Source organism: Kouleothrix sp. 19917 (assembly GCF_057073505.1).
The window spans coordinates 4,863,075-4,878,382 of the sequence record NZ_CP097099.1 but is presented as its reverse complement, the minus strand read 5'-3'; the positions used below and the strand labels follow the sequence as shown (position 1 = coordinate 4,878,382).

The 15,308-nt window shown below is 64.6% G+C and carries 10 protein-coding genes and 1 CRISPR repeat array; of the genes, 2 read left to right on the top strand and 8 right to left on the bottom strand.

The genetic code is table 11. The annotated features are described in order from the left end of the window. Positions 1 to 114: 114 nt before the first annotated feature. Positions 115 to 984, top strand: a complete 870-nt coding sequence (locus M1P90_RS19730; RefSeq protein ID WP_483697006.1) for a hypothetical protein — start codon at positions 115 to 117, stop codon at positions 982 to 984. Then, entirely contained in the window at positions 914 to 2,281 is a 1,368-nt protein-coding gene (locus M1P90_RS19725; RefSeq protein ID WP_483697005.1) for a WYL domain-containing protein, read from the top strand. Before M1P90_RS19730 ends, M1P90_RS19725 begins: the two co-directional genes overlap by 71 nt. Before the next feature lie 1,197 nt (positions 2,282 to 3,478). Here the strand turns inward: M1P90_RS19725 and M1P90_RS19720 are convergent. From M1P90_RS19720 to M1P90_RS19685, 8 genes are all read right to left on the bottom strand, one after another. Then, entirely contained in the window at positions 3,479 to 4,492 is a 1,014-nt protein-coding gene (locus M1P90_RS19720) for an IS110 family RNA-guided transposase (RefSeq protein ID WP_483697004.1), read from the bottom strand. A 269-nt stretch (positions 4,493 to 4,761) separates the two neighbouring features. Beyond that, a CRISPR array of direct repeats spans positions 4,762 to 8,934; the repeat unit is 37 nt; unit sequence GTTTCAAACCCCTTCATAGCGGGGCATTGCTGCGTAG. A 401-nt stretch (positions 8,935 to 9,335) separates the two neighbouring features. Continuing rightward, positions 9,336 to 9,620 (bottom strand): CRISPR-associated endonuclease Cas2, encoded by a 285-nt coding sequence (cas2, locus tag M1P90_RS19715; RefSeq protein ID WP_483704659.1) that lies wholly within the window; start codon positions 9,618 to 9,620, stop codon positions 9,336 to 9,338. A gap of 96 nt (positions 9,621 to 9,716) precedes the next feature. Beyond that, entirely contained in the window at positions 9,717 to 10,712 is a 996-nt protein-coding gene (cas1, locus tag M1P90_RS19710) for a CRISPR-associated endonuclease Cas1 (protein ID WP_483697003.1), read from the bottom strand. An 11-nt stretch (positions 10,713 to 10,723) separates the two neighbouring features. Beyond that, positions 10,724 to 12,064, bottom strand: coding sequence for a reverse transcriptase domain-containing protein (locus M1P90_RS19705; RefSeq protein ID WP_483697002.1), 1,341 nt, complete (start codon positions 12,062 to 12,064; stop codon positions 10,724 to 10,726). Positions 12,065 to 12,085: 21 nt separating this feature from the next. Then, positions 12,086 to 12,520 (bottom strand): ribonuclease HI family protein, encoded by a 435-nt coding sequence (locus M1P90_RS19700; protein ID WP_483697001.1) that lies wholly within the window; start codon positions 12,518 to 12,520, stop codon positions 12,086 to 12,088. 5 nt (positions 12,521 to 12,525) lie between these two features. Then, positions 12,526 to 12,732, bottom strand: a complete 207-nt coding sequence (locus M1P90_RS19695) for a hypothetical protein (RefSeq protein WP_483697000.1) — start codon at positions 12,730 to 12,732, stop codon at positions 12,526 to 12,528. Positions 12,733 to 12,792: 60 nt separating this feature from the next. After that, positions 12,793 to 13,818, bottom strand: coding sequence for a hypothetical protein (locus M1P90_RS19690; protein ID WP_483696999.1), 1,026 nt, complete (start codon positions 13,816 to 13,818; stop codon positions 12,793 to 12,795). Between the two features lie 157 nt (positions 13,819 to 13,975). Continuing rightward, positions 13,976 to 15,307, bottom strand: coding sequence for a hypothetical protein (locus M1P90_RS19685; protein ID WP_483696998.1), 1,332 nt, complete (start codon positions 15,305 to 15,307; stop codon positions 13,976 to 13,978). Position 15,308 lies beyond the last annotated feature (1 nt).

Below are 15,308 nucleotides of genomic sequence, written 5' to 3'. Positions count from 1 at the left end.
CTCGCGCTGTTCTGCGCCTGCCGGCCCTCGCTGCGCCGTTTTGCGCTTCTGGCCACATCTTGCTATCATGTGCTCGCTTGCTCAGTATACGCGGTTACGCGCCGGAGGTCAACCATGAATCATTGGGCTCGTTTGCTTGCCGCCGCGCCCGCGCTCGCTCAGCGCACCATCGCCCGCGCGCACCGCATCTCGCTGCCCCACGGCACCGACGCCGCCACCCGCCTGCTGCGCCTGCGCCACGCGCTCTGCCCCGCGCCCTCCGTCCGCGCCGTCTTTGCCATCCTGCCGCCCGAGGTGCAGGCCGCCCTGCACGACCTGCGCGCCTTTCGTGGCGTCATCCCGACCAACTATGTGCTGAGCCGCTACGGCCCCGTGCGCCCCTGGCCCGCGCTCGCCGCCCACCGCGCGCCCCAGTCCGTCAGCGAACAGCTCGTGCTGCTCGGCTGGCTGTTTCTGCGCCCGGCCCGCCCGAACAACCCGGCCCACTTTCTCGTGCCGCCCGAGCTGCGCCGCGCCCTGCCCACGCCCCTGCCCGCCCGGCCGCGCCTTCCTGCTGCCGAACGACCGCCCGCGCCGGCCCTGCGCGCCGCCACAATGCTCCTACTCGCCTGTGCCGAACGGCCGCGCCGCCTGCTCAACCGCGCCTGCGCCTTCCCGCGCCCACTCCTCCACGCGCTGGCCGCCCGCCTCGCCCCGCTCGATGGCGCCGAAGCCGCCGCGCAGATCAGCTGGCTGCTGCCCATCCTGGTCGATGGCGCGCTGCTCGAAGCGCACGCGGGCCGCGCCCAGATCACCCCGGCTGGCGAGCGCTGGCTGGCCGCCGATGCGACGGAGCAGCTTGCCACCCTGCGCCGCCTGTGGGTCGCCGCGCCCACGCCCGACGCCTGGCTGCTGCGCCTGCGCGTGGCCATGGATGGGGTGGACTGGCCGGCGCCTGCGCCGCCGCCTGCTCGACTGGGCCGCGCACGCCGCGCCCAAGGCTGAGGGGCTCGCGAGCTATGCGCCGCTGGCGGCCGCCTTCGGCCCGCTGGGCAACGCCCAAACCCACGGCCTGCGCACGCGCAGCCGCGCGCCCTGGCACCCGCGCCGCGCCGCCGAGGTCTGGGCGGCCGCGCTCGCTGGCCCGCTCGGCTGGCTGGGCGCGATTGGCGACACGCCCGAGCCGTCGGATGATAATGATAATAAAGAAGGTGGCGGCTCGGTGGAAGGCCGGCTGGCGACAGCAGCGCCGACGCACCCGTTCCGCATGCGCCGCAGCTGGGGAACGGCTGGGCGGCCCAAACACTCCGCGCGCGCAACACGCTGGCAGGAAGGAGCGCCCGCGCCGGGCCTGCCACACCGCACCACGGATACAGCAGCGTGTTGGGAATACGACGCGCCGGGCATCGTGCGCATCCCGCACCGCGCCCCTGGCGCGGCCGTTGCGCGCCTGCTGCCCTATGCGCGCTGGCAGGGTTCCGACGCGCGTGGCAGCCGCTACCAGCTGAGCCGTGCCACGCTGGCGCGGGCAGCGCGGCAGGGGCACAATCTCGCCGCGTGCGTCGCTCTGCTCGAAGGGCAGGCCGGGCCGCTGCCGCCCGAGTGGCAGGAGCTTTTCCACAGCGCCGCGCCAGATGTGCGGCTGGTACAGGGGCCGCTGCTGCTCACGCGTACGCCCGCGCAGCTCACGCAGCTGCTCGGGCAGCGCAGTGTGCGGCGCGCCGTCGAGCGGCTCGGGCCAGCGGTGGCGCGCCTCCGCACGGGCGAGGCATCGCGGCTGGCGCGCACCCTCGACCGCGCCGGCATCGGCTGGGAAGGCACCGCGCCGCCCGCCGAGCAGGCTCCACGCGCAGCAAACGAGCCGGGCGCGCTGGCAGCGGGCGAGCGGGCCGCGCTGGCGGTGGCGTGCGCGTTCTACGGGCAGCACGCCCCACCCGATGCGCCGCTGCTTCCCCACGCCGCCCTGAGCGAACGGCTGTGCACCGGCCTGTCGTCCGCGCTCGGTCGCGCCGTCGCCGAGGCACTGGCCGCGCTGGCCCGCGCCCACGCGCAAACGAGCGCGGTGCCGCCTGTGCAAACCGAGCAGGCGCTGGCGGTGGTGCGGGCGGCGCTGGCGGGGGCGCAGCTGCTGGAGCTGGAGTACGACACGGGCGGGCGCGGGGTAGCGGAACGGCGGCAGGTGCAGCCGCTGGCGCTGGAAGCGCGCGACGAGCACTGGTACCTGCGCGGCACGTGCCAGCGGCAGCAGGCCGAGCGCACCTTCCGGCTCGATCGCATTCAGGCCCTGCGGGTGGCGAGCTAGGTGTGCTCGGCCGCTCCCTCATCCCTGTCAGGGCGGACCTGTCTGGGCGGACCTGTCTGGGCGAACCTGTCTGGGCGGACCTGTCTGGGCGGACCTGTCAGGGCGGACTTGTCTGGGCGGACCTACGTGTCCGCCCCACCGACGAGCGACCGCGCCCCGCCACCGGAAGGGCGTATTGCTATACGCCCAGACTGCGCCCCACCGACGAGCCACCGCGCACCACCGACGAGTCACCGCGCACCACCAACGAGCCACCGCGCACCACCAACGAGCCACCGCGCACCGCCACCGGAAGGGCGTATTGCTATACGCCCAGACTGCGCACCACCAACGAGCCACCGCGCACCACCGACGAATGACCGGGAACCACCGACGAATGACCGGGAACCACCGACGACTGAAGCAAGAACAATTCTGAGCAAAGGAAAAATACCAACCCCTCGCTTGCCAAGCCCTGCCGTGACGGGGGCATGAGCGCACAGCATCGCATAGACTCACCACGCTCATTATAATTCGCATAATCGCAGGCAGTACCAGCTTCAAACCAGCTTGCTCAGGCCGCAGGGCCGCCGGGGCTCGCGCCGCCCCGGCACCCGGCGTCGGGGCTATCGCCCCGAACCCCCGAATTTGATGTGGATTTCAATTGCGAAGCCGCGCGCTCATGCCTCCGTTGTGCCAGAAAGCTGGCATCTGAATATCACACGCCTCTCGTGTGAAGCGCCGCTTGCTCGGGCCGCGTGGCCCTATTCATTTCCCCAACGCTACCTCATTTTGAGCGCTGGTCGCTCAGGCCGCGTGGCCGCCGGGGCTCGCGCCGCCCCGGCACCCGGCGTCGGGGCTATCGCCCCGAACCCCAAATTTGATGTGGTGTTCAATTTCGAAGCTGCGCGCTCATGCCTCCGTTATGCCAGAAAGCCGGAGTCTGTTAATCAATCCAGTATTGGCTTCCACCATCGCCGCAAGGCATAACAACGTGCGCTATAACTGACACCAGCGCTCATTGCCGGAGATACGGTATTGATTGTCAAGTGGGAATATGTGATGCTCTTCCAGTTTGCCTGCGGCGGCCTGCACCGACCTGCCCACAACAAGCTTTCCCACCGACCAATCGCTGCGCGCACCTTCACCGCTGTGCCACTGGATTGTGGACAGCTCCGCGCAGGCGTTGCCTTTTGCGTCTTGCCTCACCTGGTCGGCTTACCCGCTGTGCTCTCTGTAGTGCGGGTCAAACTCCTGTCCTTTTGTCACCACCGCATACGCCAAATACAACAACTTGCGCGCACACGCACAGCGCGCCACTTTCGTCGGCTTGCCCGCTGCTCGCAGTCGCTCATACTGTGCGCGTATCACTGGATTGTAGCGTGCCGCACTCAACGTCGCCATATACAATGCCGTCCGCAAGCGTGCGTTTCCAGCGTGCCCAATCTGGCGTCGTCCGCGCACACTCGTGCCCGACTCGTGCGCCAGCGGCACCAGCCCGGCATACGCGGCTGCGGCTTCCGCCGAAGCGCAGGCGGTAAAGTTCACTGTGCTGACCAGCAACCAGGCGCTTGTGACCAGTCCCACACCGCTGATGCTCGCGAGCAAGCCTGCCGTCTCAGCCCAGGCGCCTTCTTGCAACACCGTCGCAATCTCTCGCTCCAGGCTCTGCAGCTGGCGGTCGCATTCGGCCACCACCTTATCCAAAGCCGTCAGTGCGGCCTCGATGGTGACTGGCCACTGCTCAAGCGCGTGGCGCTGGTTGCGTGCCTGCTGACGCATCGTCAGCAAACCATCGCGCACCAGCAAGCGCTGGCGCAGCTCGTGGTAGACCTGCTCGGGCGGGCTCCAGCGTGGCGGCTGTCGCTCGGCGGCAAACTGGGCCAGCATCTGCGCGTCCAGGGCATCCGTTTTGGCGCGACGCGGCAGCGAGCGCAAGAAGTTATGTGCGTGCGCCGGATTGACGACACTCACAGCATAGCCGGCTTGGTGAAGGGTGACGGCGAGCGTAATCCAGTAACTCCCGGTGGCTTCGAGCACGATCAGCGTCTGGGCAGCCTCCACGCCAGTACGGGCGAGGGCTGCCTGAAAGGCTGTAAAGCCGTCAGGGGATTGGCTGAAAGTCTGAGCGCGTCCACGAGCCGGGCCACTCAGGGTCCAGGCGGAGGCGAAGGAAGTTGCGGCAATGTCGACGCCGACAAACAGGCGATAGGAAGGCGCAGACACGAGCATAGTCCACCTCACAGCACAAATGGATACCAAGCTCCAGGGCAACACCCATCGTTCCTCGTGATACGTGGTCAGAGCCACACGATACGGTACTGACTCAGGTTGCCCGCAGTGGTGGGGGCTAATCTCCGTCACGCGGTCACTGCCGCTAGGGGTCTGGCAGCCACACCACCACCGTGGAACATCACTAGTATACGAGGGGTCTGGGGAACCGGCGAGGGTTCCCCAGCGGGGGTGCAGGGGGCAGGAGCCGCCCTGCATAAAGCGCTACACACTACAACCCCCTCATAGCGGGGCATTGCTGCGTAGCAACGCTCGGTGAAGGTGCCTTGATTGGTTGCAAGGAAGTTTCAAACCCCTTCATAGCGGGGCATTGCTGCGTAGCGGGTGATCGTGGCGCCGCTTGGAACGGTATACGAGATGTTTCAAACCCCTTCATAGCGGGGCATTGCTGCGTAGGCGGCTACCTGGGACTGACCAAGTCGGCGCTGTCCTGGCGTTTCAAACCCCTTCATAGCGGGGCATTGCTGCGTAGCTCGCGCGTATTCAACCGCTTCTTCCGCGACAGCTGGAGTTTCAAACCCCTTCATAGCGGGGCATTGCTGCGTAGTCGGACGAAACGATTCTTGGAGTCGAACAAGAACCTGGTTTCAAACCCCTTCATAGCGGGGCATTGCTGCGTAGTTCCCTGAACGGAAAGGAGATTGTGTATGGTGTAATGTTTCAAACCCCTTCATAGCGGGGCATTGCTGCGTAGATTGTAAATCACATTTCACTTCGGTGAATTGTGTGGTTTCAAACCCCTTCATAGCGGGGCATTGCTGCGTAGTCAAGTGGGGCTGGAACCCGAACGGTCAGCCCTACTCGTTTCAAACCCCTTCATAGCGGGGCATTGCTGCGTAGGGGGGCGAGCGTTACGTTCGTTGCCATGACCCAGTTCGTTTCAAACCCCTTCATAGCGGGGCATTGCTGCGTAGCCTGGCGACCTTCATCAGCTTCCCTTTGACCCCAGCCCGTTTCAAACCCCTTCATAGCGGGGCATTGCTGCGTAGCCAGAGTTACATGGACTTCATCCGCGAAGATATCGATGTTTCAAACCCCTTCATAGCGGGGCATTGCTGCGTAGAATTGTGACATCGGACGCTTTGTTGGGGCGCAGGGTGTTTCAAACCCCTTCATAGCGGGGCATTGCTGCGTAGTTTTAGCAAGAAGAGGTGAATCATGAGGAATGCGAGTTTCAAACCCCTTCATAGCGGGGCATTGCTGCGTAGCGATGACCAAGGTCGGCACGGAAGCTGATGGAAGCATGTTTCAAACCCCTTCATAGCGGGGCATTGCTGCGTAGTAATAGGCGAACGTCGCAAGATGTTCTATGCCTCTAAGGTTTCAAACCCCTTCATAGCGGGGCATTGCTGCGTAGGTTTCATCCCCTTTTTGGGTGACGCTAAAACACTGGCGGGTTTCAAACCCCTTCATAGCGGGGCATTGCTGCGTAGGCCTGGATCTCCCGATCGACGCTGTCTCCGCAACGAAGTTTCAAACCCCTTCATAGCGGGGCATTGCTGCGTAGGCTGATCTCCCCGAATCTAGGTTCTATGTTGTCCTGGTTTCAAACCCCTTCATAGCGGGGCATTGCTGCGTAGGTTTTACCTCGAATGTTGAAGATGGTGTTGTACCGTTAGTTTCAAACCCCTTCATAGCGGGGCATTGCTGCGTAGTCGGCCACGACCTCAACAACTATCTGATCATCTTGTTTCAAACCCCTTCATAGCGGGGCATTGCTGCGTAGAATGACAACCTGGTTGCATGTGCCGCAACCAGAGCGTTTCAAACCCCTTCATAGCGGGGCATTGCTGCGTAGATGAGAGAGAGGCTGCCTATGATCGCTGGAAGGCGAGTTTCAAACCCCTTCATAGCGGGGCATTGCTGCGTAGGATTAATAAAAATGTGCATGGACATCGCGTCGGCGGAGTTTCAAACCCCTTCATAGCGGGGCATTGCTGCGTAGAGAGGTTCTGGCTAGAAGCGTGAAAAATGGTAGCCAGGTTTCAAACCCCTTCATAGCGGGGCATTGCTGCGTAGAAGCATGGCTGCGCCACCTACTGGCCGTGGTCGTCGCGTTTCAAACCCCTTCATAGCGGGGCATTGCTGCGTAGGAAATTACACCCGGAAAGGATGCAACATCAACGCCGAGTTTCAAACCCCTTCATAGCGGGGCATTGCTGCGTAGCGCTAAACGCTTGCTCCAAATCATCGGCGCCGCTCTGTTTCAAACCCCTTCATAGCGGGGCATTGCTGCGTAGCAATTCGTGAAGTACGCGGCGATTCCGATCGCCGAGTTTCAAACCCCTTCATAGCGGGGCATTGCTGCGTAGACCACCTTCCAGATGATGACCACACTGAGGACTCTGCGTTTCAAACCCCTTCATAGCGGGGCATTGCTGCGTAGCATGCCCGACAGGCCAACTAAGATCGAGGATATCCTCGTTTCAAACCCCTTCATAGCGGGGCATTGCTGCGTAGTACCTACGACGAGCGCGATCAACTGAAATACGTCAAGTTTCAAACCCCTTCATAGCGGGGCATTGCTGCGTAGCCTGGTGCTCTTGGTCTGTTGCTGGTTGTGGTGGGAAGTTTCAAACCCCTTCATAGCGGGGCATTGCTGCGTAGCTCTTGGTCTGTTGCTGGTTGTGGTGGGAATTGTCTTGTTTCAAACCCCTTCATAGCGGGGCATTGCTGCGTAGTCAGCGATCGCGCTGGTGGGAGGGTCTGATCGCGGGAGTTTCAAACCCCTTCATAGCGGGGCATTGCTGCGTAGTTCAGTTCCAACCAGTAGAGTGCCTCCAACCCAGCGGGTTTCAAACCCCTTCATAGCGGGGCATTGCTGCGTAGAAAGGTGTTTGATATGAAACGCGTGATCGGTTCACTAGTTTCAAACCCCTTCATAGCGGGGCATTGCTGCGTAGAAGTCATGGCTGGGGTCTGCGACCCCAACGCACCAAGTTTCAAACCCCTTCATAGCGGGGCATTGCTGCGTAGCAGGGTTTGAGATTCGCGATTATTAGCGATATGCTAGGAGTTTCAAACCCCTTCATAGCGGGGCATTGCTGCGTAGGGTTGGGGCCGCATTTCAGCTCATCGCCCTTGCACAAGTTTCAAACCCCTTCATAGCGGGGCATTGCTGCGTAGCTTCAGAAGTTAAAGGCTAACCGGATCTGGTTACTGCTGTTTCAAACCCCTTCATAGCGGGGCATTGCTGCGTAGTATTTGGATCCTTGGCATGAGCGGCCCGATCTTTGGTGTTTCAAACCCCTTCATAGCGGGGCATTGCTGCGTAGCGTTAGCACTTGTAGGCAAGGCCGCGGTAGTCGGGGTTTCAAACCCCTTCATAGCGGGGCATTGCTGCGTAGGGTTCAGGCCTATCGCGCTATCACTAACTACCTCGGCGTTTCAAACCCCTTCATAGCGGGGCATTGCTGCGTAGCCGATCAACTCGGCAACGGCTGTTTCATTGCCCACAGGTTTCAAACCCCTTCATAGCGGGGCATTGCTGCGTAGGAAGTGCGCTGCTTTCCGGAAACGGGACAGTGCATCAGCGTTTCAAACCCCTTCATAGCGGGGCATTGCTGCGTAGTGCTGCGGCAACCGCCGCCGCTGCTCCCGTGCAGCAAGTTTCAAACCCCTTCATAGCGGGGCATTGCTGCGTAGCGACGCGGGGCATGGAGGCAACGACATGAAATGGCGAGGTTTCAAACCCCTTCATAGCGGGGCATTGCTGCGTAGTGGCATTTCTCATTACCGTAGAAATTGGCATGACTGGTTTCAAACCCCTTCATAGCGGGGCATTGCTGCGTAGGGCCATTCATGGGCGCCCTCGGCACGTTCTCGGCGGGTTTCAAACCCCTTCATAGCGGGGCATTGCTGCGTAGACCGAAAGCACCGCAAGGTGAAGCCGACCATATTGATGTTTCAAACCCCTTCATAGCGGGGCATTGCTGCGTAGCGCGACGCATGGTTCCGCTGATCTTCGGGGCGCTCGTGTTTCAAACCCCTTCATAGCGGGGCATTGCTGCGTAGATCGGATCACCCTGATGGCACCGCTCGCATGTATCGTGTTTCAAACCCCTTCATAGCGGGGCATTGCTGCGTAGTTGCAGCGCGTCCAGGGGTGTTTGCACACCTGCTTTCTTGTTTCAAACCCCTTCATAGCGGGGCATTGCTGCGTAGGACGGCCTCAAGGAGGGCGTGCAGCAGAACCAGCTCGTTTCAAACCCCTTCATAGCGGGGCATTGCTGCGTAGGCAAGAAAAGGAGGTCATTACCAAGGAAGCATGAGGTTTCAAACCCCTTCATAGCGGGGCATTGCTGCGTAGTGGATAACCAGTACGTTGTAGCAAGAAAAGGAGGTCGTTTCAAACCCCTTCATAGCGGGGCATTGCTGCGTAGTCCGTCGTGCCAGCAGCAGTTTCGTCTGGCCTGCTCCCCTGCGCCGGTCGCTTCCAGCGGCTGACCCCTATAATCGCACAGTTTCGCGATTTTGGCCAGGGCGCCACAGTATGTGCTAATCCGCGCAGTGAAGCAGGTTGGTCGCCCGTTTTCATCCGCACTTATATATTGAACGTGCGTGCCTGCATTTTTCGTTGGCCGATTTTCAGGCAATTTTTTGGTTGGGGCGGGTGGTTGGGTGGGGCGGACACGCAGGTGTCCGCCCTGACAGGTCCGCCCTGACAGATCAGCCCTGACAGATCAGCCCTGACAGGTCCGCCGAGATAGGTTCGCCGAGATAGGTCCGACTGAGACAAATCCACCCAGACAGGTCCGCCCCGAAGCTGCATGCGCGTGGCCAGCTAGCCAACCAGATAATACGGCGGCAGGGTTGTCACCTGCCCGCGCCCAAGAATGCGGATCTGCTTGATCGCGCCCGCATCCAGCCGGTAGCAGCGCACGCTGTCGGTCTGCTGGTCGATCAGGCGCGCAATGTCGCGCTGCACTGCGGCGAACTGCTCAGCCGTCAGGTCGCATTCGAACACGCTATACTGCACGCGCGAGCCATAGCCAAGCAGGTATTTCATCACCTGGGTGCGCCGCTTGTCGATCACCACATCATAGCTTATCAGTGTCAGCATTGGCAGGCCTCTTGAAGCAGTTACACCTGAGCTTGCAGGGCCGGGAATTTGCTCGTCGCACATCGCAATCCCCAGCCCCTGCGCCCCATCCCCTAACCCCTGCTAGCGTGGCGTGTAGCCCCCATACTCGGCCTGCTCGCCACGCATCACGCGGGCCACGGCGCGCGCCTGCAGCAGCATGATCTGGCGCAGCGTGGTTTGCTCGCCGCTGGGCAGGCGCGCGCGGCTCTGCATCATCGCCTCGTAGCGGTCGACCAGCAGTGCCCGCCCGGCCGCGTCCAGGTACACCGCGCCGGGGCGCTCGGCGGGCTGGCTGAAACGCGCCGGCGGCAGGGCATTGCTTTGCACCAGCTCCAGCACCAGCCGGTCGACGATCAGGGGGCGGAACTCTTCCAGCAGATCGAGCGCCAGCGACGGGCGGCCGGCTTCAATCACATGGAAGGTGCCGAGGTAGGGGTCGAGCCCGGTGATCTGGATGGCGGTCAGCACATCGTGCAGCGCCAGCGTGTAGCCAAACGAAAGCATGGCATTGATCGGGTCGGGCGGCGGGTAGAAGGCCCGCCCATCGAAGCCCCAGCCCGGCCCGACCGACACCCGCCACGCGCCAAAATAGGCTGCCGCCGCCGCGCCCTCGTAACCGCGCAGGCTGTCCACCGTCGCCGCGCCCGCCAGCTGCCCGAGCGCGGCATCGATCTGCGTGATTGCCGCCAGCGCGGCCGGCCATTTCGTTTGCGTCAGCAGCTGGCGCTGGTTGCGCAGCTTGGCCTGAACAATTGCGCGGGCCAGCCCCAGGGCGCGCTCGGGCGCGCCAACAAACAGCATCTGCGCGCTGCGCAGCTCGCCAAAGCGCGAAGGGCCGGCGGTGAGCGTGGCGTAGTGGCGGTTGCCATGCTGGTTTGTAATTGTCACCGGCACGCCGCGCTCTAGCAAATCCACCAGCAAGGCAGTGGAAATATGCACGCCGCGCCCCATCAGCACCACCTGATCGAGCTGCGCCATTGGCACCTCGCGCAGCGTGCGATCATCCTTGGTCACAATGATCTGCTGATCTTTCTTGCGCACCTTCGCGCCCTGTTCCTGAACATACAGCGTTGGCATGGCGTTCCTCCTTATTCTTTGGTGCGGCGGGCCTTGCCCGCAACAGTGCGCAGCGCCGCCTGCGCTTCCTCAAACGTTTCAAGCCCCTGCTCCAGGCGCACCCCACGGGCGCGTGGCAGCAGCGCGCGGCCAAGAAATGCCAGGCCGTCGCCATAGTTCACGATCTGCGTTTTATCCTCATTCAGGCGCAGGCGCAGCACGGCCAGCTGCTGCTGCACCAGCAGCAAGGCCCGCTCGGCCTCGGCCTGGGTGGCGCACATCACCACAAAATCGTCGACAAAGCGCACCAGCCGCATGCCCTGGCTGGTCAGCGCCAGGTCGAAGGGGTGCAGGTAGACATTTGCCAGCAGCGGTGAGATCGCCCCGCCCTGTGGCGTGCCGCGCCGCTCGGGGCTGGCGGTGCGGCGCACTGCCTCGCCGGCGGCGAGCGCCCCGGCCGCGACCGCGCCAGCCAGCGCAATACGCCGGCCGCCAAAGCGACGGATGTAGGGCCAGGCATGGCGCGCGCCATTCAGCACTGGCTGCGCCATCATCATCGCCGTCCACAGGTGCTGCTCAAGACTGTTCTGGCCGAGCGGCGCCGGGCCGGGTGGCATATTCAGGCCGGGCCGCTCCCACTGCGCCGCCGCATACAGATCGGTATCGGCGGGTGGCAGCTCGGCGGGCAGAAGCGGCAGCGCGGCGGAACTGCCCCACGGCGCAGCGGTTCGCAGGGCGCGGCCCCAGCGCTGCAACGTGGTTTCGGCGGGGGTGGGCGGCAGGGCATCATCCTGCTGAAACACACCCACCGCCAGCCACTGCGCAATCAGCTGCAGCAGCGCGGGGTCGCCAATGCGCTGGCGCACCAGGCCCAGCAGAATGCGCTGATCGATCGTATCGAAATAGCTGGCGATATCGGCATCCACCACCCACTGCAAGCCCTGCTGGGCATAGCGCTCCACGCGCGCAACCGCCTCGGGCACGCCAATCAGCGGCCGGCAGCCATACGAGCAATCGAGAAACAGCGGGTCGAACAGCGGCTCCAGCACCTGCTGCACCGCGCGCTGGGCGATCCGGTCGCGCACGGCCAGGATGGCAATGGCGCGCGCGCCGCCGCTGGCTTTGGGAATCTGGACGTGGCGCGGCGGCAGCGGGCGGTAGGCACCGCTGCGCAATTCGTCGGCCAGCACCATCATCTGGCGGGTCCAGTCGGCTTCAAAATCGCGCAGCGTCACGGCGTCAGGGCCGGCGCTGCGCCCGCGCCGCGCCACCTGAATGTTTCGGCGCACGCGCCGCCACGCCTGCGTCAGGTTCTCAACGCTGCACACCTCGGCCATCAGCGTCGCCCCGCTATAGCGCGGAAAGAGTGGCATGATCGTCTCCTTTCACCAGTTTCACTCCGTCTCGCGGCGCAGCAGGCCGGCGATCTGCTGCCGCCCGCTCAACGCCTCCCAGGCCAATGCATCGGCAAGCTGGTTGAGCTCGCGCGGGATCGCCAGCAGGCGCAGCGACGCGCACTGGCTGGCGAGCGCAGCAGCGCGCGCATGCAAGGGCTGAAGCGCGGCGGCACGCACGGCACTGCGCCCGGCCAGCTGCTCGACCACAATGCGGCTGTCGGTCAGGCAGATCGCGTGCCGGCCCGGGTAGTGCGCCAGCAGCAGCCCAAGCCCGCTGATCACAGCCTGATACTCGGCCTCGTTGTTGCTGCGGGCGGGTGCGCGCAGGCAGCGCCACATCAGCACATGGCCCGCTGCGTCGCGCACCACCACGCCAATCCCCGCAATGCCGCGCATCGGCATGCCGGGCGTGCCATCGACTTGAACCAGCACCGGCGTCAGCCCGGCCGCGCGAGCAGCAGCGCGATCAGGGCAATCAGCAGGGCTGCCAGCAGGAACAGCAGCGCCACGCAGCCGCGAATCATCCGCCCCGGGCGCGGCACGCGCAGCCGCGATGGGCGCACCAGCAGCGTGGCAAGCGCGCCCGCGCCCGCCAGTGCGGCCAGGCCAATCAGGCACCACAAGGCGATCATGTTCTGTGTCATCGCTTTCTCCTTTCGGGTCGTGAGGTGCGGCGCGCAGAGTGCGCCAGTGAGGGTCGCTTCTCATCGAGGCCTCCTTTTCGGCAGCGCCGCGCTGCGCCTGAGCGTGCTCGGCGCTGGCCCACGGTAGCGCAGCACCACCGCGCCGCCGGCCAGCTCGTAGCGCTGCGCGGGGTGCAGCACGATTGGCGCGCGCTCGGGCAGGCCGGGAAACGAAAGCTGTGCGCCGCCAGCCGCAAGCTGCACCCGCCCGATCTGCGCTGTGGCATCGCCAGCAACGGGCTGCGCTACGATACGTAAAGGGTGGCGCGCGATCAGCGCGGTGCCGGCGGGCAGCGCCAGCGTGCGCGCTTCACGCGTTTCCTGGTCGAACAGGTCGAGAATGGCCTGGGCAGATGGTGCGGCGCTTCGCCGCCGAAGTCGGCGCGTCAGCAGCAGCACAAGCACCAGTGCCATCATCGCACCACCAAGCCAGAACATGCTGATGGGCTGTGGCGGCTCTTTGCGTTCGCCAAGTGGTGCGCGAGTTGGCGGTGCCGGGCTTGGGATGGCGGTGGCCGACGCGTTTGTGGGCACTGGCGCCGCGCGCGTTGGTGCTGGCATGGCTTGCGGCTGCGGAAGCGCAGTCGCTGCCGGCGCGCTCTCACCACTACCTTCGAACACAAGAAAATATGGGCGCGAGCTGTACGTATCGGGAAACAGGTCGTCCAGCGTGATCGTGACCGTGTAGGTGCCAGCCGATGGAATAGGCACTGGCTGCGGCTCCACGCACGCAATCCCTTGCCGATCGGCCCTGGCAAACACATGCGACCAGCGCCACACGATCTGCTGCGCATCCTGCACGCTCACCGTCGCCCGATCGTCGCTGCACAGCTCGCCACGCCCATCCGGCGTCGAGGCCAGCCAGAGTGTGCTGCCGGGCAGCACGAGCGCCTGACTGCGGCTGAAGAATGTGCTGCGTGCAACGCGTGCCGGCGGCGCGGGCGCAATCGCCGGGGCGAGCTGCCAGACCGCTGGCGGGGCCGGCTGGTGACCCACCAGGGTGAGCAGCATCGCGGCGGCCATCGGCAACGCATAGTGCCAGTTCATCTCCGCCTCCTTACACGCTGAGGTGTGCGTTGCCGTGCCAGCACGTGCCGCCAGCGCCAATGCCAGCGCAGGCGCATGCGGGTGCCAGGCACGCGCAGGCTGAAGGTCATGCTGCGACGGCTGAGCGTCAGGCGCGGCAGGAGTGCGCCGCGCCCTTTCATGAGAGCGCCTCCAGGGCATCGTGCTCAGCGAGTGGAGCATGGCCGTTGCTGGTCACATCGCCCGCCTCCGGTGCCCAGGCCAGCGCCAGCTCTTCCAGCACAAACAGGTTGCGCTGGCGCAGCGTTGCGCGAAAGCCGTCGTCATCATCGCGCAGCGCCGCCAGATCGGCTTTGGCAACGCCAAGCTGCACCTGCACAAAGCCCAGGCAGAGCGTGTTGCCGCCATAGGCGGCGCTGCCCAGCCCTTCCAGCTGGTAGATCGGTCGGCCATCCGGCGTGATCTGGAGCGTTTCGCTGCGCGGGCGAGCGCCCCGCGCAAGCTGCCAGCTGGGCTGCTGCGCCAGGTCGAGCAGGGCCTGGCCAATCGGCAGCAGCGGGTCGGCAGCGCCGGCCGCATATGCGCCAGCTTCAAGCGCCGCCAGGTCGGCGATTGTCAGTCGGGCCAGCGCTGCGTCGGCGGCCTCGGCGGCCAGCGCCTGCACCTGCTCGCTGAGCGATGCGCCTTCCTCGGCCGTCAGTCGGGCAAGCAGATCGGCGACCAGCAGGGCCGGGTCGGCCTGGGCAATAAGCGCGTCCGCAATCATGGCAGGAGCGAGGTGCAGCGTCCATGGGCTATAGGTGGTCGCGGGCTGGCGGGCCTGCTCGGCGGCGCGCAGCGCGGCAGCGCGGGCGTCGCGGGCTTCGCCCAGGCGCGTATCCATCTGGGCAAGCAGCAGACTCAACGTTTCGATCAGCCGGGCAAACCGCTGTGTGGCAGCGTGCAGGGCCACGCGCCGGGCTGCCAGGTGCTCGCGCTGATTCCACAGCGCAATGGCATCGGGCAGCGACAGGCGATCTTCGCCGCCGATGATCCAGCGCAGCAGCGCGCCGCCGAAACCCTGCTCCGGCTCGCTCTGGCGGCTCTGCCAGGCGTGCAAACGCTCCTGGACGCGCTGCAACTGCTCGCTTTGCTGTGCAAGCTGGGCGGCTAGCGGCTCGCGGCGGTTGCGCGCCAGATCAATCAAGGCCTGGAAAAACGAGCGCGGCACGTCGCGCAAGGCCGTCAGCGCCTGCCGTAGCTGCTGGTCGGCCTGGGCATCGGCGCGCTGCGCGTTCTCGGCCACCAGCATTTCGGCACCGCCCAGCGGCTCGGAGCGGAGCAGCAGCGCAAGCTGCTCCGCCAGGTCGTGATCCGTGCTGAGCTGGAATGGCTCGAACACGCGGCCCGTTGCGTCTTGCAGCAACGCATTCGGCAGCCCAGCGTCCAGCCCAAAGGCGTCGAGCAGTTCATCTTCCTGGTACGCGGGCGTCTCGGCCGTGGCGGCCGGGTGCTTCACTAATGCAGGCATC